The sequence below is a fragment of the Mesorhizobium sp. M0898 genome (assembly GCF_040319695.1).
Classification (GTDB): domain Bacteria; phylum Pseudomonadota; class Alphaproteobacteria; order Rhizobiales; family Rhizobiaceae; genus Mesorhizobium.
On record NZ_JAMYOE010000001.1, the window covers coordinates 95268 to 119723 of the forward strand.

The window sequence follows — 24456 nt, forward strand, 5'->3', positions numbered from 1 at the left end:
AGCCGTCAGCTCACGCCGGCAAAAGTGCCTCGCATGAGCAGATCCGGCAGATAGCTTGCCGGCTTACCGCCAACCGCCTGCCCACCGGTCAGGCCGCCTTGTATTTCAGGGCCGAAGAACGAATACGGAAAGGGCGTGACCGGCCGGCTCACCGCATCGAGCCGTGCCCGAAGATCTTCGGGAATGTCGAAATCAAGCGCGCCGAGATTGTCCTTGAGCTGGTCAAGCCTGGTGGCGCCGACGATGACGGACGCAATGCCTGGCCTGTTGGCCGTCCAGTTCAGGGCGACCTGGGCCATGCTGCGGCCGAGCTGGCCGGCAACCCTCTCCAGTTCGGCGACGATTTGCCAGTTGCGATCGGTGAATTTCTGGAAACCGGGATTGGTCGAACCACGCATTGTCTCCAGCCGGCCACCATCCTCGACGACTGTATCGAAACGGTATTTTCCGCTGAGCAGGCCGCTGGCCAATGGACTCCAGACCATGATTCCGGCGCCATAGCGCGTGCCGAACGGTACGAACTCGTGCTCGATGTTGCGCTCGGCCAGCGAATATTCGAGCTGAAGCGCCGAAACCGGTTCATAGCCGCGATGCTCGGCGACGGCCTGCGCCCGGCTTGCGTACCAGGCCGGCACGTCGGACAGACCGACATGCCGGATCTTTCCGGCGCGCACCAGATCGTCCAGCGTCCGCATCACCTCCTCCGGCGGCGTCAGCCTGTCCCAGGTATGGAGGATGTAGAGATCGATGTAGTCGGTGCCGAGCCGCTTCAGCGAACCGTCTATCGCCCGCAGGATGTTCTTGCGGCCGTTGCCCCCGGCGTTCGGGTTGCCCGGTTCGGCGTTGTAGGTGAATTTGGTACTGATCACCGACTTGTCGCGCAGCCCACGCTCGGCGATGAATTCGCCGAGCCAGGTTTCGGCCGTGCCACCGGTATAGAGATCGGCGGTATCGAAGAAATTGCCACCGGCTTCGACATAGGCATCAACCAAGGCGCGCGCGGTTTCCTTCTCCGCGCCCCAGCCCCATTCCGTGCCGAACGTCATGGTGCCGAGCGCCAGGCGGGTGACACGCAGCCCGCTGTTGCCGAGCGTGTAGTAGGACATGGTCATGGATTTCTCCTGCAGTTTGAAAAGCGGGATTGAGGTCTTGCCTGGGATACGCAGTCAGGCCTTGGCCAGCGCACCGACCACCACCTGGAAGCGGCGCGGATCGAAATAATCGTGGTAGGCGCTGATCAGACCGCTCTTGAAGTGGAAAATCGCGATATTGCTGTTGGTGTATTCAGTGCCGCCGATCAGCACCGCGCGGTTCTTGTACTCAACGACGATCGCGTCCGAATCCGCTGCCGGATAGATGGCTGTCAGCTGCGAATCGAAGGATTCGAAATTACCGAAGAGGCCTCGGAAGGCCGCCAGGATCGCGGCCTTACCATCGATGCTGTTTCCAAATCCTGCCGGTGGGTAGAAGACAAGTATACGGCCATCTTCAGCCCAAAGGTCGCCCCATGCCTCAATGTCGTTGCGGTGCATCAGATCAAAGAATTTACGCACGGTCTCGAGATTACGGGTTCGTTCGGAATCGAGGTCGGTCATTAGACGTCTCCTTGGCTGCTCGGCGATTGCCGTGTGATGCAGCCAAAGATGCGCCCTCCTTTCCCCACCGATAAGATTGCATTATCCGAATGGACTATGCGATATCATGCATGAATGGACCGCGATCTGCTTAGCCACCTACCTATAATCGTTGCCGTCGCGCGACGTGGCGGCTTCGCGCCGGCAGCCGCCGAGCTCGGCATGAGCCCGTCAGCGGTCAGCCATGCGGTTCGGCTGGTAGAGGAGCGAATCGGCCAGCCGTTGTTTGCCCGCACCACGCGCAGCGTCTCGCTGACCGAGGCTGGCACCGCGCTTGTCGCTGCGGCGGAGCCGGCGCTGGAAGACATTGCCGACCGGATCGAACGTATCCGCTCTGTCAAAGGCCGGGCAAGCGGACTGCTCAGGATCAACGCGCCGCGTTTGGCGCTGCCTCTGGCGCTGATGCCCATCCTGACGGCGATGGCGGAACGTTACCCTGACGTGACGGTGGAGATCGTCACCGACGAACGTCTGAGCGATATCGTCGGCGAGGGTTTCGACGCCGGCATCCGGCTGGGCGAGATGATCGCCGAGGATATGGTGACGGTGCGACTGACAGGGCCTTTCCGCAGCATCATCGTTGCCTCGCCGGCCTATGTCGGCGGGCGCGGGCGGCCATGGGCGTTGGCCGATCTCGCCGCGCACAACTGCATCGGCTATCGGCTGTTGCGATCACGTGCGCTCTATCACTGGGATCTATCCGATCAGGGCAAGGATATCAGCGTCGAGACACGCGGCAGCGTGGTCGTCAGCGATCCGCTGTCGGCAAGGGAAATGGCGCTTGCCGGCATCGGCCTCGCCTATCTGTTCGAGCCGCTTGTCAAGCCTGACATCGAGGCAGGCCGGCTGGTCGAAGTCCTTGGCGAGGCATCGATCGAGGAACCGGGACTGTTCCTCTATTTCCCGCGCCGCGCCGCGATGGCCCCGAAGCTCCGCGCCTTCATCGACACCGTGCAAGAAATCGGCCGGGCATCCTCGCGGATACCCGGCCGAAAAAAGCCTTTCAAACGAATAGTTACTTCTTGACCGCTGCCGCGACTTCCGCCGCGAAATCGGTCTCTTCCTTCTCGATACCCTCACCGAGCGCGAAGCGCAGATAGGCAGCGATTTTGGCTGGCGCGCCTATTTCGCTCTCGGCATCCTTCAGCGCCTTCTCGACGGTAATGTCGGGATTGAGCACGAAAGCCTGCTTGAGCAGCACGACCTCTTCATAGAACTTGCGCAAACGGCCTTCGACCATCTTCTCGATGATCGCTTCCGGCTTGCCGGACTGGCGCGCCTGGTCGGCGAAGATCGCCTTCTCGCGTTCTACTGCGGCCGGATCGAGCTCTTCGGTGGTCAGGGCCATCGGATTGGTGGCAGCGACATGCATGGCAACCTGACGGGCGAAGGCGTTGGCGGCATGCGCGTTGCCTGTCGTCTCGATGGCCACCAGCACGCCGAGCTTGCCAAGGCCGTCGGCGACCGCATTGTGAACGTAGGTTGCGACAGCGCCGTGCTCGACGGTGAGCTTGGCCGAGCGGCGGAAGCCCAGATTCTCGCCGATGGTGCCGACAGCGTCCTTGATGGTCTCGGCGACCGACTTGCCCGAGCCCGGATAGGGAGCGGCGGCAACGGCCTCGGTCTTGCCGCCATAGGCAAGCGCGACCTTCGCGACATTGGCGACGATCTCCTGGAACGCAGCATTGCGGGCAACGAAGTCCGTCTCGGAATTGACCTCGACGATCGCTGCCTCGCGGACGCCGGAATCTACGCCGATCAGGCCTTCGGCAGCGGTACGGCCAGCCTTCTTGTCGGCCTTGGAAATGCCCTTCTTGCGCAGCCAGTCGATGGCTTCTTCCATATTGCCGTTGGTCTCGTTCAACGCCGCCTTGCAGTCCATCATGCCCGCGCCGGTCAAGTCGCGGAGTTCTTTGACCTGTGCAGCCGAAATGCTCATTGTCGCCTCTTTGTCTAAATGCACTGACGCACCATCGATTTTCGATGATGCGCCTGGTGCTGGTAGCGCTTACCGCGCCAACATATTGGAAAGATGAAGGCCGCAGCCGGCCTTCGCTACTATGCTTCCGGGGTCTGGGCTGCCGGGCTCTCGGCGGCCGGGGTCTGATCGAGCGCCGGCTCGACCGGAGCCTCGACCGATGCGCCGATATCGACACCGAGCGCGCCCTGCTGACGGGCGATGCCGTCGATAGCTGCCTTCGCGATCAAATCGCAATACAGCTGGATGGCGCGGGCCGCGTCGTCATTGCCGGGGATCGGGAAGTCGATCTTGTCCGGGTCGCAGTTGGAATCGATGATGGCAACGACCGGGATGCCGAGACGCTTGGCCTCGAGAATGGCGATCGCTTCCTTGTTGGTGTCGATCACGAACATCAAATCGGGCGTCGAACCCATATCCTTGATGCCGCCCAGCGCCTTGTCGAGCTTCTCACGCTCGCGGTCGAGGTTGAGGCGCTCTTTCTTGGTCAGGCCCTGAGCCTCGCCGGCCAGCATTTCGTCGAGCTTGCGCAGGCGCTGGATGGAATTCGAGATCGTCTTCCAGTTGGTCAGCATGCCGCCGAGCCAGCGCGAGTTGACATAGTACTGGGCCGAGCGCTGCGCGGCATCGGCGACGATGTCGGAGGCCTGGCGCTTGGTGCCGACGAACAGCACGCGGCCGCCCTTGGCAACAGTGTCGGAAACCTGCTTCAGCGCCTGGTGCAGCAAAGGCACCGTCTGCGAGAGGTCGATGATGTGTATGTTGTTGCGGGCGCCGTAGATATAGGGCGCCATTTTCGGGTTCCAGCGGTGGGTCTGGTGGCCGAAGTGAATGCCAGCTTCCAATAGCTGGCGCATGCTGAAATCAGGCAGAGCCATTCTTATTTCCTTTCCGGTTAGCCTCCACGGACACAGGCATTTTTGGACTTTGTCCTCGAACGCCACCGGAGGTTTCAGCCGGATTTCTCCCGGGCAGACACCAAAGTCCGTGTGTGGAATGAGCGCGCATATAGAGGGGAAGCGCGACAAACGCAAGCGTTGTGGCATCTTGTGGTTCAGCGCGCGGCGATCAGCGCACCAGTGTCATCCCCGCATCTTCCCCTTCGGCACCCGCACACGCCGGAAAACGGCGACGATCTCCTCGCGGCTGCACTCGATGGCGCCTAACCGCACTGCGCGGTCGCGCTCGAACCCGGTTATGTCATAGTGCGGTGCCGATGTCTTCGGCGGTCCTTGGTAGGACGCGCGCTTGATGCCGAGCTGCCCGGCAAAGCGATGCAGCTCGTCGGTGTCGTCTGCCAGCAGATGACACCAGCGGTGGCCGACCCATTTCCAGATCGCCGCATCGACATAGACCGCCACAGGCTTGCCGCACTCCTTCATCTTGCGCCGACCAACACACCGCTAACGATGATAGAAGGGATTGGCATAGAAAATGAAGCCGCCGCCAGCCTCGAGTTGCGTCATCGTCTTGGTGACGGTCTCCTGCATCCGGTCGTGCAGTTCGGCGAGTGCCTCCTCGACGGAGCCTTGATAGGCGTGCAAGCCTAGCGGCTCCGGTACCCGGACATAGGCGCGGCGTGGGCCTGCCGGCTGCGGCACGAAACGGTTGATCGTATCGCGCAGCGTACCCTTGCAATAATCGTTGCGGATCCGCTTCAAATGTTCGGCGATCTCCTCCTGCGTGATGCGCGGGTTGGCTGAAGCCCACCGCCCGACACGCTGCAGGCGCTGGATTGTATCCGCCAGCATTCGGACCTGCTTCTGGCTTCCGCTGCCATCCGTGTTTTCCCGCAGCCAGCGCCGCGAACGGCGCAAAAGGTCGGCATTGTCGAGCGTGCCGGCGTCGACCGAGACAAGTTCGGCAAGGCGACGGCCGAGTTCGGTCAGCAGGTCCTTTTGACGTGCGTCATACGAAGCCCGCTCATCGGACCGCAGGCCATATGCAGCCTCATCGCGCGACAGCAACGTCGCATAGATATGATGGATGCGCTCCGGCAGCGAATCGGCGGCACGGCGTTCGATCTTCAGGCTGTGCTCGACATAGGCGCATTCCTTTGCCAGCGCTGCCTCGACATTCCCCGTGAAAGCAAGCTTCCAGATCACGGGCGCGATCCAAACCTTGAAATCCGGATCCGTCAGGCGGCCGCGCTTCAACGCCTCGAACCCCATTTCGACCGCGCCCGGCAGCAGCGGGGCAATGATGTTGGCATGCCAGCCGACACCGCCTTCGGGATGCAGGAGCACGCCGTGCCCCTTCAGCGCCCAGGCCACCGAATGTTCCTTGGCGGCCGCGCTGTTGCCCGGGATTTGCGCGATCAGATTGTTGGCCAACCAGAATTTCTGCATCAGCCGGCCAAGCCCGTTGACGACGCCGTGCGTGGCCCAGGATGCCGCCAGCGGGCTTACCCGCGAGACGACCTCCTTGTCGATCATCCAGTCGGTAAAGAATTCGGGATGGTTGGGCGTGATGAACGTCGCCTTGCCCGCGCCGCAACAAGCCTTCAGCCTTTGCCGGTCATCCTCTGGAAAATCGATGTGGCGGACATTGGCGACGCCGCGCAAACCGGCCAGACGGTTGAATGGCAACAGGTCGCGAAAGCCTGGAATGCCGTGCAGCATGACAATCCGGTTGACCAATGTCATAGCGTTGATCAGCATCGCATTGGGCCGCGGCGCCACAAAAACGTCGATCCTGCTCAACCTGCTCCCCCGCGGCGCATACCGTCATAAGACGTTGATAGGCAATTGCGGCATGCTCAAGTCGATGCGACTTGCCCCGCAAGATTAAGCGCTACTATCCCGGATAGCGGCCGGCGGCTTGCCGTTCACTCGAGCTTATTTAGACGGGCAGGTCTTAGGCTGATCGAACAGTGACAGATTGACCAATTTGCCGGTCATCGAGAACTCGCCATAGTCCATGACGAGATCGCGCGTGATGCCGTTCTTGTGCAGCTTGAAGCTGATCCGGTATTCCGGCACCTCCTCGCCGCCTTTGTCGGCATCATCGAAATAGGCGATGTCGACCGGCCAGTATTTGTCGGTGGCGAGCTTGGCCAGCGCCGGCGCTTCCGGATCGGCATTGTCGGCATCGGCTTGCTTGCCGACGACGACGGTGGTGGTCACCACCTTGTTGGCGTCCTCAGAGCCGTCGAACAGGTTGGTTTCGTAGAAACGCTCGCCCTTTTCCGCCTTGCCGATCATTTCGACCATTTGCTGGGTCGGGAACTGGGTCGGCGCGAGTTCCAGGCTGTTCTTCTCGGGCTTGTCGATATCGACCTTGAGACCGTTGGCTTCCTTCGTTGCGGTACCCTTGACCTCCTTGTCGAGGTTCTGGTCGACAAAGGATTTGTTCACGAAGGAGAAGGTCTTGCCCTCGGCATCCTCGAAGGTGGTCATCTGCTGGTCGGTCAGCCTTGTGTTGTCGCTGGTTACGATCTGGGTCACCAAACGGAACTTTACCGTATAGCCCTCGCAAGGCGAGCCGTTGAACTCGTAGACCATGCGGCCGGTGATGCCGGTAATGCCGGAACGGTCTGAAGCCTTGTCGAGTGAAATGTCGTAAACAGCACGATGCGCCTGCAGCGCAGGCACCGCAAAAGCGGGAGCCGCCCAGGAAGCCGCTGTCAAGAGAACGGCGTTGAATGCGAGGCGCGTTGCGCGCATGGGGTGCTCCGATCATCGCGGCTAGTGGCAAGCCGCATGGAAAGATGGTCCAGCTTAAAAAAAGTCGTGGCGGAAGCGAGGCAAAAATAGCAATTTCGGCCCGGCCTGCGCGGCACCTTCAAGCAATAGGGAAATAGCATGAGCGAAACAATCGAAAAGCGGCTAAGCGATCTCGGCGTGACGCTGCCGGCCGCCGCCGCGCCCGCCGCCAATTACGTGCCCTATTGCCGGACCGGCAATCTGCTGTTCACCGCCGGGCAGTTGCCGCTCAAGGAGGGCAAGCTCCAGGCGAGCGGACTGCTTGGCCGCGATGTCGACACCGCGACCGGCAAGGAAGCCGCAAAATACTGTGCGATCAACATATTGGCCCAGGCTCAGGCGGCACTTGGCGATCTCGAGAAAATCCGTCGCTTGGTGAAGATCACCGTCTTCGTCGCCTCGGCACCGGATTTTGTCGAACAGCATCTGGTTGCCAACGGCGCCTCGGATTTTCTCGCCGCCGTGCTCGGCGATCGTGGCAAGCACGCTCGCTCCGCCGTCGGCACCGCCTCCCTGCCGCTTAATGCCGCAGTGGAAATCGAAGCGATCTTCGAAGTCGAATGACCGGGACTGCAACCATGACCGATCTTTCCTGGCTGACCGCCCGGCCCGTCGCCCATCGCGGCCTCCACGACATGAACAAGACGCGCTGGGAGAACACCCTTTCCGCCTTCGTTGCGGCGGCCGAGCGCGGCTACGCGATCGAATGCGATGTGCACCTGTCATCCGACGGCGTCCCCGTCATCATCCACGATGGCGATCTGCGGCGGCTGACCGGCGAGGACGGCTTCGTCTGGCAGCGTACGGCTGCAGAGATCACGGCGCTGAAGGTCGGCGGCACCGCCGACCATTTGCCGACGCTGCAGCAGGCGCTTGATCTGGTCGACGGCCGTGTGCCGATGGTTGTCGAACTGAAAGGTGCTGCCGGGCATGACGAAGGCCTGGTCGAAAGCGTCGGCAAGATGCTCAAGCATTACAAGGGCAAGACCGCGATCATGTCGTTCGACCATTGGCTGATCCGCGAGTTCCCGAAATATGCACCCGGCATACCCGGCGGGTTGACCGCCTACGGCAACGACAACCACCTGATCGAGGCGCATTTCGCCATGCTGGCGCATGACATCGCCTTCACCTCCTACGCTGCCGGCGACCTGCCGAACCGGTTCGTCTCCTTCGTGCGAGAGAGACTCGGTATGCCGGTGATCACCTGGACCGTGCACGACCAGCCTGCCGTCGACCTGACCTTCAAATATGCCGACCAGATGACGTTCGAAGGATTCGAGCCCGATCTGGTACGGCTTGCCTGAGCGGGCTTGTATGGGTCCGCAGCGAGCTTAAGTAAGCCTCATGGATCAAGGGGACGACTGTGAAAGACAAACGGCGAATGCGGAGCTGTCGATCCGCATCGCCGCGGGCATCGGCGCTTTTACCAGCGCTGAATGGGACAGCCTCGGCGGCACTACACGCGGCGATGCAGAATACGGCTACAACCCGCTTGTCTCATTCGCTTTTTTGAGCGCGCTGGAAGATTCCGGCTGCGCTGTTCGGCGCACAGGCTGGCAAGGCCATCACCTCAGGCTGGAAACCGCGCGAGGCATGTTGCTCGGAGCGGTCCCCTGCTATCTGAAGTCGCACAGCCAGGGCGAATATGTCTTCGACCATGGCTGGTCGGACGCGTTCGAACGCGCCGGCGGGCGCTACTATCCGAAGCTGCAATGCGCGGTGCCGTTCACACCCGTCACCGGCCCTCGCCTGCTGGTCGGCAGGGGCGAGGACATCCCCACCGTCAAGGCCGGTCTTGCGACCGGCCTGAAGGCGGTGACGGATAAGCTCGGCGTGTCTTCCGCGCATGTTACTTTCGCGCCGGAGGACGACGTCCAGGTATTGGCGGCGGCCGGCTTCCTGCATCGCACCGACCAGCAGTTTCACTTCTTCAACGAAGGCTTTTCGAGCTACAACGATTTTCTCACAACGTTAGCCTCGCGCAAGCGCAAGGCAATGAAGAAAGAGCGGCGCGAGGCCCTCGCCGACGGCATCTCGATCGACTGGCTGACCGGCAAGGATCTGACCGAAAAGGCCTGGGACGACTTTTTCGCGTTCTACATGGATACCGGCAGCAGGAAATGGGGCCGGCCCTACCTCAACCGCGATTTCTTCTCACTTATCGGCGAACGCATGGCCGACGACATTCTGCTGGTCATGGCCAAACGCAGCGGGCGCTACATTGCAGGTGCCATCAACTTCATCGGTTCAGACGCGCTCTACGGCCGCAATTGGGGCTGCATCGAGGACCACCCGTTCCTGCATTTCGAGGTCTGCTACCATCAGGCGATCGATTTCGCCATCTCGCGCAAGCTGAAGGTGGTTGAAGCCGGTGCGCAGGGCGAGCACAAGCTGGCGCGCGGCTACCGGCCCGTGACGATGCATTCGGCGCACTACATCGCCCATCCAGGTCTGCGCAATGCAGTGGCCGACTACCTCCAGCGCGAGCGGCGCGAAGTCGAGCGGATGAGCGAATATCTGGAAGAGCACACCCCGTTCCGCAAGGACATGGCGGAGTAGAGTAGCGAGCCCCAATCGCTCAGCCGAGCGGGCCGGCACGGCCGATGTCGACCGATCGTCTTGCCCGCCCGGAACAGCTTCGCTACACGAGACAGCGAGCCAAGAATCGGAGCGCGCGCCATGGCCGAAGCAACCTATGACAGCAGCAACATCTTCGCCAAAATCCTGCGCGGAGAAATCCCTTCGCACCGCGTCTACGAGGATGACGCGGTCATTGTCTTCATGGATGTGATGCCGCAAGGACAGGGTCACACGCTGGTGGTGCCGAAAGCGCCGTCGCGCAACTTGCTTGACGCGGATCCGGCGGTGCTTGGCCCGCTCTTCGTTCACGTCCAGAAAGTTGCGCGGGCCGTAAAGAAGGCCTTCGATGCCGATGGCGTCACGGTTATGCAGTTCAACGAACCAGCTTCGGGGCAGACTGTCTTTCACCTTCACGTCCATGTCATTCCGCGCTTCGACGGCATTCCCCTGAAACCGCACAGCGGACAGATGGAAAAGCCTGAAGTCCTGGCCGAAAACGCCGGCAAGATACGGATGGCGCTGGCAAGCTGAACCGGCGCAACCGCCCTGGCGGGCGCCGGGCGGTTAACCGGAAAATGTCATAAAAAAAAGCCCCGGTGCCGGGGCTTTTTTTGACTTGTGGATTCGTCAGTTCTTACGCGGCAGTTGCGGCACAAGGCTGCGCTTGCCACCATCCTTGCCTTTCGGCTCCGGCTTCGGCGCTACCGCCTTTTTCGCGGCGGGCTTCTTCGCCACGGCCTTCTTGGCCTTCGGCGCGTCGTCCGGCTCTTCCTTCTTCGGCTTCACCGGCGCCTCGTCGGCGAGCGATTCGAGCTTCAGGCCGGTCTCGCCGGTTTCCTTCTTCTCGACGGTGACACGCACCGTGCCGCCCTTCTTGAGCTTGCCGAACAGCACCTCGTCGGCCAGCGGCTTCTTGATGTGCTCCTGGATGACACGGCCAAGCGGCCGGGCGCCCATGCGCTCGTCATAGCCCTTGTCGGCCAGCCATGCGATTGCATCCTGCGACAGGTCGAATGTCACGCCGCGCTCGGAAAGCTGCGCTTCCAGCTGCATGACGAACTTCTGCACCACCTGATGGATGACCGGCACCGGCAGCGAGCCGAACGGAATGATCGCATCGAGACGGTTGCGGAACTCCGGCGTGAACAGCCGGTTGATCGCTTCGACATCGTCGCCTTCGCGCTTGGTCGAACCGAAACCGATGGCCGCGCGCTGCGCATCGGACGCGCCCGCATTGGTGGTCATGATCAGGATGACATTGCGGAAGTCGATCTGCTTGCCGTTATGGTCGGTCAGCTTGCCGTGGTCCATGACCTGCAACAGGATGTTGAACAGGTCCGGATGCGCCTTCTCGACTTCGTCCAGCAACAGTACGCAATGCGGATGCTGGTCGACGCCGTCGGTCAGAAGGCCGCCCTGGTCGAACCCGACATAGCCGGGAGGGGCACCGATCAGCCGCGAAACGGTGTGGCGTTCCATATACTCCGACATGTCGAAGCGGATCAGCTCCACGCCGAGCGACGCGGCGAGTTGCTTGGCCACTTCCGTCTTGCCGACACCGGTCGGACCCGAGAACAGGTACGAGCCGATCGGCTTTTCCGGTTCCCGCAGGCCGGCCCGCGCCAGCTTGATGGCCGAAGTCAGCGCGGTGATCGCGGTGTCCTGGCCGTAGACGACGCGCTTCAACTCGATGTCGAGGCCTTGCAGCACCTTCTCGTCGTCGGCGGAAACCGTCTTCGGCGGGATACGCGCCATCGTGGCGATCGTCGCTTCGATCTCCTTGATACCGATGGTCTTCTTGCGCTTGGCTTCCGGCACGAGCATCTGCGAGGCGCCGGTCTCGTCGATCACGTCGATCGCCTTGTCCGGCAGCTTGCGGTCGTTGATGTAACGCGCCGAGAGCTCGACCGAAGCCTTGATCGCCTCGCTCGTGTAGCGGACCTTGTGGAACTCCTCGAAATAGGGCTTGAGGCCCTTCATGATCTCGATGGCGTCCTCGACGGTCGGCTCGTTGACGTCGATCTTCTGGAAGCGCCGCACCAGCGCGCGGTCCTTCTCGAAGAACTGGCGGAACTCCTTGTAGGTGGTCGAGCCGATGCAGCGGATCGCGCCCGAAGACAGCGCCGGCTTCAACAGGTTCGACGCATCCATGGCCCCGCCGGAGGTGGCCCCTGCCCCAATCACGGTGTGGATTTCGTCGATGAACAGCACGGCGCCGGGATAATCCTCGAGCTCCTTGACGACCTGCTTCAGCCGCTCCTCGAAATCGCCGCGATAGCGGGTGCCGGCCAGCAACGTGCCCATGTCGAGCGCGAAGATGGTGGCATTGTGCAGCACTTCGGGAACGTCGCCCTCGACGATGCGCTTGGCGAGGCCTTCGGCGATTGCCGTCTTGCCGACGCCGGGATCACCGACATAGAGCGGGTTGTTCTTGGAGCGGCGGCACAGCACCTGGATGGTCCGGTTGATCTCGCTCTCGCGACCGATCAATGGATCGATCTTGCCGGCCTTGGCCTTGTTGTTCAGGTTGACGCAATAGGCAGTCAGCGCGTCCTGCTGCTGCTTCTTCTTGCCGCCTTCCTCTTGCGGCTCGGCTCCGCTCTGGCTGCCTTGCTCGTCGTCGGCGCCGCGCGGCGTCCGCGTCTCGGAAGCACCGGGGCGCTTGGCGATGCCATGCGAGATGTAGTTGACCGCGTCGTAGCGGGTCATCTGCTGTTCCTGCAGGAAGTAGGCAGCGTGGCTCTCGCGCTCAGCGAAGATGGCGACGAGCACGTTGGCGCCGGACACTTCCTCGCGGCCTGACGACTGCACATGGATCACCGCGCGCTGGATGACGCGCTGGAAACCGGCAGTCGGCTTGGAATCTTCATCGTAGCCGGTGACAAGGTTGTCGAGCTCGGTGTCGATATAGGTGAGGACCGTATGCTTCAACTCGTCGAGATCGACGTTGCAGGCACGCATGACGGCGGCCGCCTCGGTGTCGTCGATCAGGGCGAGCAGCAAATGTTCAAGGGTTGCATATTCATGGTGCCGCTCATTGGCGAGCGTCAGCGCTTGGTGAAGCGCCTTTTCCAGGCCTTGGGAGAAAGCCGGCATGTTACCTCACTTCTTCTCCATCACGCATTGCAGCGGATGCTGATTCTGTCGGGCGAAATCCATGACCTGAGACACTTTGGTCTCGGCCACCTCGAATGTATAGACCCCGCACTCGCCCACCCCATGATTGTGAACATGAAGCATTATGCGTGTGGCGGCTTCGCGGTCCTTCTGGAAAAAGCGCTCCAGCACGTGGACCACGAATTCCATGGGTGTGTAGTCGTCGTTAAGAATGAGGACCCGATACAGACTGGGCTTCTTGGTCTTGGTTTTTGTGCGCGTGATGACGGCCGTGCCGCGACCGGCCTCATTGCCGTTGCTGCCGTTCTGCATTCGCACCACGTAGCTCGTGGCAGTCAAACCTATAGTCACGTAGTCCTGCCTCTTTCGAATCCTCATGCATGCTCGACATGTAGGTGTTCGATGGACGATTTTAAGCCCTTCTGTTTAGCTGACAATATGGCTAGGTGGCCAAACTTGACCGATTTTTCAAATCGTGAAGACCGCAGGCCCCCGATTTCGAGCTGGCATGAAAAAACCCGGCCGCGCGTTCGCGACCGGGTCTGTCTTTGCAAGCCCAAGGGCCGGCTCGGAATGTTCGTCGAATTTACTTCGCCTTGGCGACGATCGATTCGAACGGCTTGTAAGCTTCCTTGGCGAGTTCGGCATAGAGATCGCCAAGCTTGGTGGCCTCGGTGACGAAGCTCTCATAGGACTGCTTGGCATAGTCGGACTGGATATCGATCGCCTTGTCCAGCGACTTGGCGGAAAAGAGCTTCTCGACAGCGGCGCTACCGGCTTCGAAGCTTTTCTTGGTGTACTCACCCGCCTCGGCGGCGATAGCCTGCGCCCCCTTGGACAGCGAGGCGAAGCTCTTCAATCCGGTGTCCGCAAATTCCTTGCCGTATTTGCTGAAATCTTCATAGGTCTGGGTCATTTCACGCATTCCCTTGAACGGTTGCCTTGGACGATAGACGCGGCTTGTCCGGGCCGCGTTGTGCAATGCGTGTAAATATATTGTGCAGTGCACAAAAGTCAAGATTCCCGCTGCAATGCGGATCGTGAGCTGCCGGCAATCGCTAAGATTCGAATAAAGAGAAGCTCAATCCCACAGAAAATGGTGAACGCGGCGGTTACCATAAACGGATTGGTAACGCTGCCCGCGTTAGCGTGGCCGGAGGTGAGGCAGGACCCTTTGCCGCCTCCAAGGCAACGGAAATTCAAAGGAACTATCAGTGCGTAAGGCGTTGTCGGGCTTCGTTTCCAAATCCGCGTCCCCCCTCAAAACGATCATGATCCTCGCCATGGCGATGAGCTTCGTCGTCGCGGACGCGGCCTCATCCATGGCGGCCAAGTCGGCGGCCATCGTCATCGATGCCAAGACCGGCAAGGTGCTTTATTCGTCGGATGCCGATGGCCGGCGCTATCCGGCTTCGCTTACCAAGATGATGACGCTCTATCTGACGTTCGAGGCGTTGGCGAAGGGCAGGATCAGCAAGAATTCCCCGGTCGTGTTCTCGGCCAATGCCGCTGCCGAACCGCCGACGAAGCTCGGCGTCAAGCGGGGCGGCTCGGTCACGGTCGAGACCGCGATCCTGTCGATGGTGACCAAATCGGCAAACGATTCCGCAACGGCGCTTGGCGAGATGCTCGGCGGCAACGAAGCCAATTTCGCCCGTATGATGACCGCCAAGGCGCGGGCGCTGGGCATGAGGGGAACCGTTTTCCGCAACGCCAACGGCTTGCCTGATCCCGGCCAGTTCACGACCGCGCGCGACATGGCGATGCTCGGCATCGCCCTGAGAGAGCATTTCCCCCAATACTACGGCTATTTCTCGCAGCGCTCCTTTCTTTACGGGCGGCAGCGCATCAACGGCCACAATCGTCTGCTCGGACGCATCAAGGGCGTCGACGGCATCAAGACCGGTTACACCCGCGCCTCCGGTTACAATCTGGTCTCCTCGGTCTCGGATGGCGATCGGCGCATCGTAGCGGTGGTCATGGGCGGCAGGTCCGGAGGCAGCCGCGACAGCCAGATGGCCGGGTTGATCAATGCCTACATGCCGCAGGCGTCGTCGCGCGGCGGCGGCGTGCTGATTGCCAAGGCCGGCGGCGGCAATCCGATTTCAGCCTTGGCCAAGGTGCTTCTACCGAAGCATGACGCGCCGACACCGGACAGTAAGCCGGACGACGATGCCGTTGCCTCTCTTGTCGAGGAAAATGCGCCCGTCGTCGAAGAGACCGCTCCGGTCGTTCAGGCCAAGAGGGTCAAGACGGCGGCTGTGTCGACGGTGGACGACGTGGCGACAGCCCGGGTCGCCGCAGCCTATGCCGAACCGGCGGCAGAGGTCGATCCGGTCAGCACGGCGTCGGTGCCATCCGGCTGGGCAATACAGGTCGCCTCTTCGCCAAAACAGGCCGAAGCGAAGGCTTTCCTCGACAAGGCGACGAAGCAGGCGCCCTCCGTTCTGACCGATGCCTCCGGTTTCACCGTCGCCTTCGACAAGGACGGTGTCACCTACTACCGCGCCCGGTTCGGTGGTTTCGGTTCGAAGACGGCTGCCTGGAAGGCCTGCAACGCTTTGAAAAAGAAGAAGATCGAGTGCTACGCCGTCCATCAGTAAGCGGCGCGCGAAACGATATCTGTCCCGAAGTTCTTGCGTCGAAGGAGACTAGTTGTGATTGGAGAGCAAGACGTCCTTGGCTTCATTGATCCGCGCCGCCAGGAAAGACGTGCCACCGATATCGGGGTGCAGGCGCTGCATCAGGCGGCGGTGCGCCTTGCGGACATCCGCCGCGGCAGCCCCCGCTTCAAGACCAAGGATCTTGTAGGCCTCCTCCTTAGTCATGGCGCCAGAACCTGGCGCAACACCCAGCCCTTCGCCACCATTCGCATCAGCGTCTTTGCGCCAGATGGGAAATCGGCCGTCAAGATACGTCTCTAGCAATTGGCGGCTCTCCGGATCGCCGGAGAGTTCGCGATAGAGTTGCTGCAATTCGGCAAGCCCCATCGAGCCAAGCATCTTGCCTTCATGGCGCCCGGCCAGCACAAGGCCTTCGAGGCCGCCGGTATCGTGATCGAGTTCCATCTCAAGCGCCGCCGTACGAACTGTCGAACGCTTGCCTGCCGCCAGTTTGGCTGCCGGCCGATTCATGCGCATGGAGCCGTACCAGGCGAGCGCAGCCGACAGGATCAAGCTCCCGATGCCCTCGCGCCCGACCAGCAGCACGGCGACGCCGACCAGCCCGAGCAGCACAGGTCCAAGCGTCCTCATGCCGCCTGCAAGCTTCGCCGGATCGGCGCGCAGGAAGATGGTGAGCATGCCGAGAAACACCAGAAGCAATGCTACGAAAGCGATAATCGCGCCCATCAGTTTCCGCCGCCCCGCATATGCTCGATCATCAGTCGGTCCTCCGGCCTGCCCCGGGCCTCCAGTGCCTTCAGCCCGCCGGTGGCAAACACGGCGACGGACGAAAGCAGGCCGGCCAACGTCGCGGCAGCCCGCCGATCGAACCTGAACCAGGCCCCTTTCGACAGCCGCGCAATTTCCTTGAACGCCTTTTCCGCAGCGGCATCATGGCCCTCCTGAAAGACGAAGACAGGAACGCCGTGCAGACCGAGGCTGCCGGCCTTTTCGGCCAGATCATCTATGTTTTCTTCCATCGCGTCGCCGATATAGACCAGCGCGTTGACCTTGGCCGCCGCCGTCTGTTTCAGCGCGTGGGCGAGCACCTTGCCGATCTGGGTACGGCCGCTGCGGCAGTTGATGCGCGTCATCAGCTGTTTCAGAGCTGCGGTATCGGTGACGAATGCGGATGAGCGGCACTCGCCAAGGCCGCGAAAATGGACAAGTTGAACCTTGAGCGCCCCGGCCTTGCCGACGGCGTCGAACATCTCGGCCTGCAGCGCACAGGCGAGATCCCAGGTCGGCTGGCGGCTCATTGTCGCGTCGAGGGACAGGATCAGCCTGCCTGAACCGGTGGCGGATGCAGCGAGCGTCCTTGCCTGACGGAGAAACGCGTCGATGTCGCCGGTGCTCGATTGAGACTCGACCGGCGCAGGATTGGCCCTTGCAGGCACGGGCTGCTTCTTGTCGCTCATGACATTCAAGATGTGGCGTTGTTCCCCGGCTTGCAAGCCCAGATGGGGCGACCTGGAGGACCTGTGATGATGGCACCTGCGGACAGCGCTTCGGCTGGTGGTCTTGGCGTTTGCGTTTCTCGGCGTCAGAGCAGGCCGAGATCGGCAAGCTCACGCCTGAGCTTCGGCGGCATCTCGATCAGCCCGGCTTTGCCCTTGCCGAGATCGGCCGGCGCGTCCGCCGGCTTCAGGTAGCGCCACCCCTGGAATGCACGGCGCGGTTGCCAGTCAGTGCGCACGACCTCGGGATCGAGGATCAGATGGCAACGGCCGATGCCCTCGTCATCGGTGAAGGGCCGGATTTCGGTGATCAGCTGGCGGCATTGGACATTGCCCTTGATCACCCAGTAGAGCGAGCCGCCGTCGGTAATCTCGGCGCCACGCGTCGGCACCATGCGGGTGGTGTGGTAGTGCTCGGCCGGTTCGCCGGCGCGGCGCCGCTCGTCGAGACGGAAGGCAATCCACTCTTCCAGATCCTCGACGCTGTCACAGCCGACGCAAAGCTTTATGAGATTGAGAGACATCGTTTAAGGTTTAGTCCAGCACGCGAACGCGTCAACGGCCTGATCGACTTCTCCACAGTGGTGGTCCATGCCGCCAGATTGGCGCTCAGCACTCCACGACATTGACGGCCAATCCGCCAAGGCTGGTTTCTTTGTACTTTTCGTTCATGTCGAGGCCGGTCTGGCGCATCGTCTCGATCGCGGCATCGAGCGGCACGAAATGAACGCCGTCGCCCTTGATGGCCAGCGAAGCGGCGGTCACCGCCTTGACGGCACCAAGCGCGTTGCGCTCGATACACGGCACCTGCACCAGGCCGCCGACCGGATCGCAGGTCATGCCGAGATGATGTTCCAGCGCGATCTCGGCAGCATTCTCGACCTGCTCGGGCGTGCCGCCCATGACGGCGCACAATCCCGCCGCAGCCATTGCCGAAGCCGAACCGACCTCGCCTTGGCAGCCGACTTCCGCCCCCGAGATCGAAGCATTGGTTTTGATGATGCCGCCGACGGCCGCCGCCGTCAGCAGGAAATCGCGAATGCTGGGCTGGTCGGCTTCGGGATGGAAATGCAACCAGTAGCGCAGCACTGCGGGCAGAGTGCCGGCCGCCCCATTGGTTGGCGCGGTGACGACACGGCCGCCGGCGGCGTTCTCCTCGTTGACCGCCATTGCATAGATCGACAGCCAGTCATTGGCGAGCAGCGGGTTGGGCCGGTTCTGCTGCCATTGCTCCTGCAGCTTGTCGTGCAGCATCCGCGCACGACGGCGCACCTTCAGTCCGCCCGGCATGACGCCGTCTTGCGACAGGCCGCGCTCGATGCACCCCTTCATGGCGCTCCAGATGTCGTCGAGGCCGGCGTCGAGCTCCTCGCGCGACATCTGCGTTTCCTCGTTGACGCGCTTCATCTCGGCGATGGAAAGGCCACTTTTCGCTGCCATTGAGAGCATTTCGACGGCGTTCTTGAACGGATACGGAACCTTCTTGCCTTCGGTTGTCGCCGAGCCCCTCGCCTTCATCCGCTGCAGTTCTTCCTCGGACACTACGAAGCCGCCGCCGATCGAATAATAGACGCGCCTCAGCAGCAACCGGTCGCCGGCATCATGGGCAGAGAAGGCCATGCCGTTGGCGTGACCCGGCAGCGGCGTCTTGCGATCCAGCACAAGATCCGTTGCCGGGTCGAAACGGTAGGACGGATGGCCGGGCGGCGAAATCCGTTTCTCGGCGGCGATGCCAGCGACGATGCCGTCTGCTAGGTCGGGATCCACCGTCTGCGGCGTCTGGCCCGCGAGGCCGAGCACCACGGCTCGGTCGGAGCCATGGCCGATGCCGGTATAGGCGAGCGAGCCATGCAGGCTGGCAGCGATCCGGTCGACCTTGGCGCCGGCCGGGCGCGGCCAGTCGTCTCCCGCAATCTCGTCGAGAAACCGCCGCGCGGCCGTCATCGGCCCCATCGTGTGCGAACTCGATGGGCCGATGCCGATCTTGAACAAGTCGAAAACCGAAAGGAACACGTGGGCGTTTTCTCCTGGGACCCTGTTGAGGTCTACATATAGGAATTCCCATCATGTTTTCCGCTGTTTTGAAGATTGCGGCGCTGCGCCTGCCGACCTTGTTTGCTCCGGCAGCGACATTCCAGCTTCGGCCATCGAAGCGTTACTGCCGCCTGTGGTAAAAGCAACGCATGAGCGATTCCTTTCACCTATCGACGGCCGACCTTGCGGCGCTGGGGTTCTTCCTTACCGCGTGGGTGCTGCATACGCTCGCCGCCGACGGAATGCTGGTCAGCCGCATGTCGCTGACGAGGGCTATGAACACGCAGCGCGAGGCCTGGATGCGGACCATGGCCGAACGCGAGATCCGCATCGTCGACACCGCCATCATGAGCGGGCTGCAACAGGGGACCGCCTTCTTTGCCTCCAGTTCGCTGATTGCGATCGGCGGCTGTTTTGCCCTGCTCGGCGCCTCCGATCAGGTTCTGACCGTGCTGAGCGACCTGCCGTTTGGCGCCACGTCCTCACGCGCAGCCTTCCAGACGAAGGTGCTCGGGCTGGTGCTGATCCTGGCCTTTTCCTTCTTCAAATTCGGCTGGGCTTACCGGCTGTTCAACTATTGCTCGATCCTGATCGGCGCCGTGCCGATTCCGCATGGCGAGGCGTCGCGCAATCCGGTCACCGAAACGGCGGTGTGGCGTGCCGCGCGCATGAACATGTTGGCCGGAAAGCATTTCAATTCGGGCCTGCGCGGCGTGTTCTTCTCGATTGGCTATCTTGGCTGGTTCGTCGATCCCGCGGTGTTCGTCCTGTCGACGCTGCTGCTCCTGGCGGTGCTGGTGCGCCGCCAGTTTTTCTCGGCGGCGCGGCAGGCGGTGCTCGGTCAGCCGCCCGGCCCAACATCCGGCGCCGGAAAAGGCCGGTCTATCCGGCCCGACAGCCAGTAGGCAATCAGCCCGATCCATTCACGGGTCGCGATGGTTGTGGTCTGCAGTGCTTCGTTGGCATCCGTGCGGAACAGGCCGATGCCTTCCCTGCCGGAGGTGCGGTAGTCGACCGGCCACGGAACCGTCGCAAAACCGGCTTTGTCGAACAGCGCCTTGGCGCGTGGCATGTGGAAGGCCGAGGTCACCAGCAGCCAGGTCTCGCCCGGTTTTGGCGTGATCAGTTGCTTGGTGAAGACCGCATTCTCGTAGGTGTTGCGTGATTTGCCCTCAAGGACCAGCCGATCGGCCGTCACGCCGAGCGCAGTGAACAGGCGTGGAGCTGTCGCCGCATCGCCCTCGTCTTCGCGGACCATTGCAATGGGGCCACCTGAAATGACGACCCTCGCTGTCGGAAAACGCCGTGCCAGCACGGCTGCCTCGACCAATCGGTCGCCACTGGCGTTGAGTTCATAGCCACCGCGGACGAAGTTGATGGCGCTCTCCATACCGCCGCCGAGCACAACGATTCCGTCAACTCGTTCCGGCAGCGGTGGCTTGGGGAAACGCTCCTCGAGCGGATTAAGCATCACTGCGCCGAGCGAGGTCCACGCCGAGAGTGCAAGGACAAGGAATGCCAGCACGCTGCCGGTGGCAAACAGCCTCTTGCGCCCGACCAATGCCGCAAGCAATCCAGCCAGCAGCAGGATGATCGCGAGATTAAGCGGCTGGACGAAGAGCCACAGAGCCTTGGAGACATAGAAGAACATCCCTCACCCCTCAGATGAGAAACGATCCTACCACCATTTTTCCGGCTGAAATGTGCCGGCCGCCTGTTCGATGACGTGGGCGGTCTGGAACAGCGTTTCCTCGTCGAAAGGCCGGCCGATCAGCTGCAGGCCGAGCGGCAGTCCCTTGGCGTCGAGCCCGGCTGGAACCGCTATGCCGGGCAAGCCGGCCATGTTCACCGTCACCGTAAAAATGTCATTGAGATACATCTTGACCGGGTCGGCGGCCATGTCCTCGTCGGCGATGCCGAAGGCAGCGGAAGGCGTTGCCGGCGTCAGGATGACGTCGACGCCTGCTGCAAATACATTTTCGAAGTCACGCTTGATCAGGGTTCGAACCTTCTGCGCCTGCAGATAGTAGGCATCGTAATAGCCGGCGGAAAGCACATAGGTGCCTATCATGATGCGGCGCTTGACCTCCCGCCCGAAGCCGGCGGCGCGGGTCTTTTCATACATGTCGACAATGTCCTTGCCGGGCACGCGCAAGCCATAGCGGACGCCGTCGTAACGGGCGAGGTTGGACGAGGCTTCGGCCGGCGCCACGATGTAATAGGCCGGCAGCGCGTATTTTGTGTGCGGTAGCGAGATATCGACGATCTCGGCGCCGGCATCCCGCAGCCAGGCAATGCCTTTCTGCCACAGCGCCTCGATCTCCGCGGGCATGTCGTCGACACGATATTCCTTTGGGATGCCGACCTTCATGCCTTTGATCGGGCGGCCGATCGCCGCCTCGTAGTCCGGCACCGGCAGGTCGACGGACGTCGTGTCCTTCGGGTCGACCGAAGCCATCGACTTCAACAGGATCGCGGCATCGCGGACGTCGCGCGCGATCGGCCCGGCCTGGTCGAGCGACGAGGCGAAAGCTACGATCCCCCAGCGCGAGCAGCGGCCGTAGGTCGGCTTGATGCCGACCGTGCCGGTGAAGGCGGCGGGCTGGCGGATCGAGCCGCCGGTGTCGGTGGCGGTAGCGCCGGCGCACAGGAAGGCCGAGACCGCTGATGCCGAGCCTCCGGACGAACCGCCCGGCACCAGTTGGGCATTGTCCAACGTGCGCGCGGTCCTGGTGCCGCCCGCCGAAACGAAGCCGCCCTCGCCCTGATGTGTCGTCGGCATCACCACCGTGTCGAGGCGCGAACGCCGCCACGGGTTGATGACCGGCCCGTAATGCGAGGTCTCGTTGGACGAGCCCATGGCGAACTCGTCCATGTTGAGCTTGCCGAGCATGACGGCACCATCCGCCCACAGATTGGCGGTGACCGTCGATTCGTAGCGCGGCTTGAAGCCGTCCAGCACATGGCTGCAGGCCTGGGTGTGGACGCCTTCGGTGCCGAACAAATCCTTGATGCCGAGCGGGATACCCTCGAGCGACCCGCCCTCGCCCTTGGCCAGTTTCGCGTCGGAGGTCTTGGCCATGTCGCGCGCCTTGTCGTCGGTGACCACGACGTAGGCATTGAGCGCCGGATTGGCTCGCTCGACCGCCGATAGATAAGCCTCTGTGATTTCGGTGGCTGTGATCTCCCTGGAGCGCAATTTGGCGCGGGCCTGCGAAATCGTCAGCTGGGTAAGGTCGCTCATCAGGCAAGGCTCTTTTCGTAAAACACCGACCACTCGGAATCGGGATAATCCAGCACCGGGCCGCAGCGCGAAAAACCGGCGCGTTCGTAGACGGTCCAGGCGGCGGGATGACGGTCGCCCGTCTCCAGCACCAGACGCTTAAGCCCTTCTTGGCGCGCCAGCGCCTCGATACGCTCGACAATCTTCGCGCCGATCTTGTGGCCGCGATGCGACGGTCGCGTATACATGCGCTTGACCTCGCCGACGACAGCATCGTGGCGCTTCAGTGCGCCGCAACCGATGGCAAGGCCGTTGTCGCGGGCGATGAAGACGGTCGTGTCGCGGTCCGCCATCTGCTCGACCGTCAAATGGTAGCAATGCTCCGGCGGCGTCAGCTCCAGCAATGTGGCGTTGAGCTCCTCGACCAGCCCACGCACATCGTCCTGCAGCGGCGTCTCAGCCGCGATGTCGATTGCCATCGGCCTGCTACTCCACGACCTTCGGCACAAGGAAGAAATTTTCTTCGGTCGCCGGTGCATTGGCGACGATGTCGGCTGCCTTGCCGCCGTCGGTGACGACGTCCTGGCGCTTTTTCATTGCCATCGGCGTGACCGAGGTCATCGGCTCGACGCCGGAAACATCGACCTCGTTCAACTGCTCGACAAAGCCCAAAATGGCGTTCAATTCGCCGGTCATGCGCTCTGCATCCTCCTCGCTCACCGCAATACGGGCAAGATGCGCGACGCGCTTCACAGTTTTTATATCAACGGACATGTTTGTGCCTCGGGAAAACCAGCGCTATAGCGGCGCGGCGCGTGCCACGCAACATGCATCGTGCCTTCAACTGCCCTATGGCATCGCCACGCCGTCGCAGAGGAAATAACTGCCGCCGTTGCCGCTCTGCTCGCCTTCGTCGGCGGCAGGCCGAACCGATACCAGGTCGATCTGCTTCGGGCTCATCTGTGTCAGTGAGAGAACATCGGGAAAGACGTAGCCCGGCTCCTGGCATATAGCGGTCACCGCCCAGCTCGGTGAGCGTGTCGCCTTGGTGATCTGCAGGAATTCACAATTATATTCGATGCTTTCCAGGCCATTTGCCGACAGCACGATATTGCCGCCCTCGATCACCGTCTGCAGCGTATCCTTTTTGGCCTGCGCGCAGAGGTCCTCCGATTGCAGATAGACGCCATCGATGAAATTTTCCGCGGCCAGCGTCGGCGACGCGGCAACCAGCATTGAAATGCAAAGAGAATTTCTCAAGCGCATCGTATCGTTCCGGACCGGCTTTCTTTACAGCGTAATCGTCTCGCCGATCTTCGGCAACGCAACTTTCACACCCGATCCATCCAGCCCGGCCACGAATTTGTCGGCGGTCTGATCGATCATCGGAAATGTGCCGAAGTGAGCGGGAACGACCGTCTCGAACTTGAAGAAACGCTGGCAGGCAAGGGCTGCTACCGCGCCACCCATGGTGAAGCGGTCGCCGATCGGCACGATGCCGATCTTCGGTTCGTGCAACTCGTTGATCAGCGCCATGTCGGAAAAAATGTCGGTGTCGCCCATATGATAAAGCGTCTTGTCCTCGGGGAAGTGCAGGACGAGCCCGCCCGGATTGCCGAGATAGGTATTCTGGCCACCCTCGCCCGGAAAGGACGATGAATGCAGAGCCTGAACGAAGGTGGTGGTGAAGCCGCCGCAATCGACGGTGCCGCCGATATTGCCGGGATTGATCTGCTTGTCACCGACACCCTTGCCGACCAGGTACATGCAAATCTCGAAATTGGCGACCAGCATCGCGCCGCTCTTCTTGAGCGCTTCGACGGCGCCGCTGATGTGGTCACTGTGGCCATGGGTGAGCAACACGTGCGTGATCCCTTCGGCCGGCCCTTCCCAGCCGCCCGCCCATGACGGATTGCCGACCAGATAGGGGTCGATGAGGATTTTCGCGCCTTCGATTTCGATTCTGAATGCCGAATGTCCGTACCAGGTCAGTTTCATCAATGCTTTCCTCGATTTTTGCTTCGGTAGAGGATAGAACGCCGACGGCGAAATTAAAGTGCCGC

Annotated in this window: 27 protein-coding genes; 7 read left to right on the forward strand and 20 right to left on the reverse strand. The window is 61.8% G+C overall.

All coding sequences use genetic code 11. The annotated features are described in order from the left end of the window. Positions 1–5: 5 nt before the first annotated feature. Together NKH90_RS00480 and NKH90_RS00485 are read right to left on the reverse strand one after the other, a co-directional pair. Positions 6–1112 (reverse strand): aldo/keto reductase, encoded by a 1107-nt coding sequence (locus NKH90_RS00480; RefSeq protein ID WP_352816501.1) that lies wholly within the window; start codon positions 1110–1112, stop codon positions 6–8. A 54-nt stretch (positions 1113–1166) separates the two neighbouring features. Next, positions 1167–1595 carry a nuclear transport factor 2 family protein gene (locus NKH90_RS00485; RefSeq protein WP_352816504.1) on the reverse strand — a complete coding sequence of 143 codons (429 nt, stop codon included), beginning with the start codon at positions 1593–1595 and terminating at the stop codon, positions 1167–1169. A 114-nt stretch (positions 1596–1709) separates the two neighbouring features. Here NKH90_RS00485 and NKH90_RS00490 point away from each other — a divergent pair, with 114 nt between their 5' ends. Continuing rightward, a complete protein-coding gene (locus NKH90_RS00490) occupies positions 1710–2660 on the forward strand; it encodes a LysR family transcriptional regulator (protein WP_352816507.1) in 951 nt (316 codons plus the stop codon). Here NKH90_RS00490 and tsf read toward each other — a convergent pair. From tsf to NKH90_RS00515, 5 genes are all read right to left on the reverse strand, one after another. Further along, the gene (gene tsf, locus NKH90_RS00495) at positions 2650–3573 is read right to left on the reverse strand and encodes a translation elongation factor Ts (RefSeq protein ID WP_352471655.1); all 924 of its coding nucleotides are present in this window, start codon (positions 3571–3573) and stop codon (positions 2650–2652) included. The two genes, NKH90_RS00490 and tsf, sit on opposite strands and share 11 nt — an antisense overlap. Positions 3574–3692: 119 nt before the next feature. After that, positions 3693–4490, reverse strand: coding sequence for a 30S ribosomal protein S2 (gene rpsB / locus NKH90_RS00500; protein ID WP_031211288.1), 798 nt, complete (start codon positions 4488–4490; stop codon positions 3693–3695). Positions 4491–4694: 204 nt separating this feature from the next. Then, positions 4695–4973: a DUF4031 domain-containing protein gene (locus NKH90_RS00505; RefSeq protein ID WP_352682960.1), complete on the reverse strand. Its 279-nt coding sequence runs from the start codon at positions 4971–4973 to the stop codon at positions 4695–4697. A 42-nt stretch (positions 4974–5015) separates the two neighbouring features. After that, a complete protein-coding gene (locus tag NKH90_RS00510; protein WP_352816510.1) occupies positions 5016–6314 on the reverse strand; it encodes a lysophospholipid acyltransferase family protein in 1299 nt (432 codons plus the stop codon). Positions 6315–6449: 135 nt separating this feature from the next. Continuing rightward, positions 6450–7277, reverse strand: coding sequence for a cell envelope integrity EipB family protein (locus NKH90_RS00515; protein ID WP_023674927.1), 828 nt, complete (start codon positions 7275–7277; stop codon positions 6450–6452). Between the two features lie 138 nt (positions 7278–7415). Between NKH90_RS00515 and NKH90_RS00520 the strand changes: the two genes are divergently transcribed. The 4 genes from NKH90_RS00520 (at position 7416) to NKH90_RS00535 (ending at position 10430) form a co-directional block, all read left to right on the forward strand. Continuing rightward, a complete protein-coding gene (locus NKH90_RS00520; RefSeq protein WP_352448812.1) occupies positions 7416–7880 on the forward strand; it encodes a RidA family protein in 465 nt (154 codons plus the stop codon). A 14-nt stretch (positions 7881–7894) separates the two neighbouring features. Further along, complete coding sequence (locus tag NKH90_RS00525; RefSeq protein WP_352816512.1) at positions 7895–8623, forward strand: glycerophosphodiester phosphodiesterase; 729 nt, start codon at positions 7895–7897, stop codon at positions 8621–8623. Positions 8624–8663: 40 nt separating this feature from the next. Beyond that, positions 8664–9878 carry a GNAT family N-acetyltransferase gene (locus tag NKH90_RS00530; protein WP_352766614.1) on the forward strand — a complete coding sequence of 405 codons (1215 nt, stop codon included), beginning with the start codon at positions 8664–8666 and terminating at the stop codon, positions 9876–9878. Positions 9879–9998: 120 nt separating this feature from the next. After that, positions 9999–10430, forward strand: a complete 432-nt coding sequence (locus NKH90_RS00535) for an HIT family protein (RefSeq protein ID WP_023674923.1) — start codon at positions 9999–10001, stop codon at positions 10428–10430. A gap of 96 nt (positions 10431–10526) precedes the next feature. On the opposite strand, the gene clpA is transcribed toward NKH90_RS00535, so the two are convergent. The 3 genes from clpA to NKH90_RS00550 form a co-directional block, all read right to left on the reverse strand. After that, entirely contained in the window at positions 10527–12995 is a 2469-nt protein-coding gene (gene clpA / locus NKH90_RS00540; RefSeq protein WP_352816516.1) for an ATP-dependent Clp protease ATP-binding subunit ClpA, read from the reverse strand. Between the two features lie 6 nt (positions 12996–13001). After that, positions 13002–13328, reverse strand: coding sequence for an ATP-dependent Clp protease adapter ClpS (clpS, locus tag NKH90_RS00545; protein ID WP_023717744.1), 327 nt, complete (start codon positions 13326–13328; stop codon positions 13002–13004). Positions 13329–13602: 274 nt separating this feature from the next. Beyond that, positions 13603–13932, reverse strand: coding sequence for a phasin family protein (locus tag NKH90_RS00550; protein ID WP_352471661.1), 330 nt, complete (start codon positions 13930–13932; stop codon positions 13603–13605). A 298-nt stretch (positions 13933–14230) separates the two neighbouring features. Here NKH90_RS00550 and NKH90_RS00555 point away from each other — a divergent pair, with 298 nt between their 5' ends. Then, positions 14231–15619, forward strand: a complete 1389-nt coding sequence (locus tag NKH90_RS00555; RefSeq protein ID WP_352613750.1) for an SPOR domain-containing protein — start codon at positions 14231–14233, stop codon at positions 15617–15619. Positions 15620–15667: 48 nt separating this feature from the next. On the opposite strand, the gene NKH90_RS00560 is transcribed toward NKH90_RS00555, so the two are convergent. From NKH90_RS00560 to NKH90_RS00575, 4 genes are all read right to left on the reverse strand, one after another. Beyond that, positions 15668–16366, reverse strand: a complete 699-nt coding sequence (locus tag NKH90_RS00560; RefSeq protein ID WP_352816520.1) for a DnaJ domain-containing protein — start codon at positions 16364–16366, stop codon at positions 15668–15670. Continuing rightward, complete coding sequence (locus tag NKH90_RS00565) at positions 16366–17097, reverse strand: vWA domain-containing protein (RefSeq protein WP_352816523.1); 732 nt, start codon at positions 17095–17097, stop codon at positions 16366–16368. Before NKH90_RS00565 ends, NKH90_RS00560 begins: the two co-directional genes overlap by 1 nt. A gap of 125 nt (positions 17098–17222) precedes the next feature. Beyond that, complete coding sequence (locus NKH90_RS00570) at positions 17223–17660, reverse strand: DUF1489 family protein (protein WP_352466463.1); 438 nt, start codon at positions 17658–17660, stop codon at positions 17223–17225. An 85-nt stretch (positions 17661–17745) separates the two neighbouring features. Further along, entirely contained in the window at positions 17746–19149 is a 1404-nt protein-coding gene (locus NKH90_RS00575; RefSeq protein WP_352816526.1) for an L-serine ammonia-lyase, read from the reverse strand. Positions 19150–19319: 170 nt separating this feature from the next. Between NKH90_RS00575 and NKH90_RS00580 the strand changes: the two genes are divergently transcribed. After that, positions 19320–20075, forward strand: coding sequence for a DUF599 domain-containing protein (locus NKH90_RS00580; RefSeq protein WP_352816529.1), 756 nt, complete (start codon positions 19320–19322; stop codon positions 20073–20075). Here the strand turns inward: NKH90_RS00580 and NKH90_RS00585 are convergent. From NKH90_RS00585 to NKH90_RS00610, 6 genes are all read right to left on the reverse strand, one after another. Then, on the reverse strand, positions 20012–20821 hold the full coding sequence (locus NKH90_RS00585; RefSeq protein WP_352816532.1) for a YdcF family protein: 810 nt from the start codon (positions 20819–20821) through the stop codon (positions 20012–20014). The two genes, NKH90_RS00580 and NKH90_RS00585, sit on opposite strands and share 64 nt — an antisense overlap. Before the next feature lie 27 nt (positions 20822–20848). After that, on the reverse strand, positions 20849–22414 hold the full coding sequence (locus NKH90_RS00590) for an amidase (protein WP_352816535.1): 1566 nt from the start codon (positions 22412–22414) through the stop codon (positions 20849–20851). Continuing rightward, positions 22414–22872 (reverse strand): GNAT family N-acetyltransferase, encoded by a 459-nt coding sequence (locus NKH90_RS00595; RefSeq protein WP_352448798.1) that lies wholly within the window; start codon positions 22870–22872, stop codon positions 22414–22416. The genes NKH90_RS00590 and NKH90_RS00595 overlap by 1 nt, the downstream gene beginning before the upstream one ends. Positions 22873–22879: 7 nt before the next feature. Further along, a complete protein-coding gene (gene gatC, locus NKH90_RS00600) occupies positions 22880–23167 on the reverse strand; it encodes an Asp-tRNA(Asn)/Glu-tRNA(Gln) amidotransferase subunit GatC (RefSeq protein WP_023674910.1) in 288 nt (95 codons plus the stop codon). Between the two features lie 75 nt (positions 23168–23242). Continuing rightward, positions 23243–23659, reverse strand: a complete 417-nt coding sequence (locus NKH90_RS00605; protein WP_352816539.1) for a hypothetical protein — start codon at positions 23657–23659, stop codon at positions 23243–23245. Positions 23660–23683: 24 nt separating this feature from the next. Further along, positions 23684–24391, reverse strand: coding sequence for a metal-dependent hydrolase (locus NKH90_RS00610; RefSeq protein ID WP_352816514.1), 708 nt, complete (start codon positions 24389–24391; stop codon positions 23684–23686). Positions 24392–24456 lie beyond the last annotated feature (65 nt).

Excerpts from the sequence above, each read along its gene's own strand:
- gatC (WP_023674910.1), bottom strand. The coding sequence starts at position 23,167 with ATGTCCGTTGATATAAAAACTGTGAAGCGCGTCGCGCATCTTGCCCGT.
- NKH90_RS00525 (WP_352816512.1), top strand. The coding sequence starts at position 7,895 with ATGACCGATCTTTCCTGGCTGACCGCCCGGCCCGTCGCCCATCGCGGC.
- NKH90_RS00595 (WP_352448798.1), bottom strand. The coding sequence starts at position 22,872 with ATGGCAATCGACATCGCGGCTGAGACGCCGCTGCAGGACGATGTGCGT.
- NKH90_RS00610 (WP_352816514.1), bottom strand. The coding sequence starts at position 24,391 with ATGAAACTGACCTGGTACGGACATTCGGCATTCAGAATCGAAATCGAA.
- NKH90_RS00515 (WP_023674927.1), bottom strand. The coding sequence starts at position 7,277 with ATGCGCGCAACGCGCCTCGCATTCAACGCCGTTCTCTTGACAGCGGCT.
- NKH90_RS00590 (WP_352816535.1), bottom strand. The coding sequence starts at position 22,414 with ATGAGCGACCTTACCCAGCTGACGATTTCGCAGGCCCGCGCCAAATTG.
- NKH90_RS00565 (WP_352816523.1), bottom strand. The coding sequence starts at position 17,097 with ATGAGCGACAAGAAGCAGCCCGTGCCTGCAAGGGCCAATCCTGCGCCG.
- NKH90_RS00570 (WP_352466463.1), bottom strand. The coding sequence starts at position 17,660 with ATGTCTCTCAATCTCATAAAGCTTTGCGTCGGCTGTGACAGCGTCGAG.
- clpS (WP_023717744.1), bottom strand. The coding sequence starts at position 13,328 with ATGCAGAACGGCAGCAACGGCAATGAGGCCGGTCGCGGCACGGCCGTC.
- NKH90_RS00530 (WP_352766614.1), top strand. The coding sequence starts at position 8,664 with ATGGATCAAGGGGACGACTGTGAAAGACAAACGGCGAATGCGGAGCTG.
- NKH90_RS00550 (WP_352471661.1), bottom strand. The coding sequence starts at position 13,932 with ATGACCCAGACCTATGAAGATTTCAGCAAATACGGCAAGGAATTTGCG.
- clpA (WP_352816516.1), bottom strand. The coding sequence starts at position 12,995 with ATGCCGGCTTTCTCCCAAGGCCTGGAAAAGGCGCTTCACCAAGCGCTG.
- NKH90_RS00585 (WP_352816532.1), bottom strand. The coding sequence starts at position 20,821 with ATGTTCTTCTATGTCTCCAAGGCTCTGTGGCTCTTCGTCCAGCCGCTT.
- rpsB (WP_031211288.1), bottom strand. The coding sequence starts at position 4,490 with ATGGCTCTGCCTGATTTCAGCATGCGCCAGCTATTGGAAGCTGGCATT.
- NKH90_RS00580 (WP_352816529.1), top strand. The coding sequence starts at position 19,320 with ATGAGCGATTCCTTTCACCTATCGACGGCCGACCTTGCGGCGCTGGGG.
- NKH90_RS00485 (WP_352816504.1), bottom strand. The coding sequence starts at position 1,595 with ATGACCGACCTCGATTCCGAACGAACCCGTAATCTCGAGACCGTGCGT.
- NKH90_RS00560 (WP_352816520.1), bottom strand. The coding sequence starts at position 16,366 with ATGGGCGCGATTATCGCTTTCGTAGCATTGCTTCTGGTGTTTCTCGGC.
- NKH90_RS00480 (WP_352816501.1), bottom strand. The coding sequence starts at position 1,112 with ATGACCATGTCCTACTACACGCTCGGCAACAGCGGGCTGCGTGTCACC.
- NKH90_RS00535 (WP_023674923.1), top strand. The coding sequence starts at position 9,999 with ATGGCCGAAGCAACCTATGACAGCAGCAACATCTTCGCCAAAATCCTG.
- NKH90_RS00490 (WP_352816507.1), top strand. The coding sequence starts at position 1,710 with ATGGACCGCGATCTGCTTAGCCACCTACCTATAATCGTTGCCGTCGCG.
- tsf (WP_352471655.1), bottom strand. The coding sequence starts at position 3,573 with ATGAGCATTTCGGCTGCACAGGTCAAAGAACTCCGCGACTTGACCGGC.
- NKH90_RS00605 (WP_352816539.1), bottom strand. The coding sequence starts at position 23,659 with ATGCGCTTGAGAAATTCTCTTTGCATTTCAATGCTGGTTGCCGCGTCG.
- NKH90_RS00520 (WP_352448812.1), top strand. The coding sequence starts at position 7,416 with ATGAGCGAAACAATCGAAAAGCGGCTAAGCGATCTCGGCGTGACGCTG.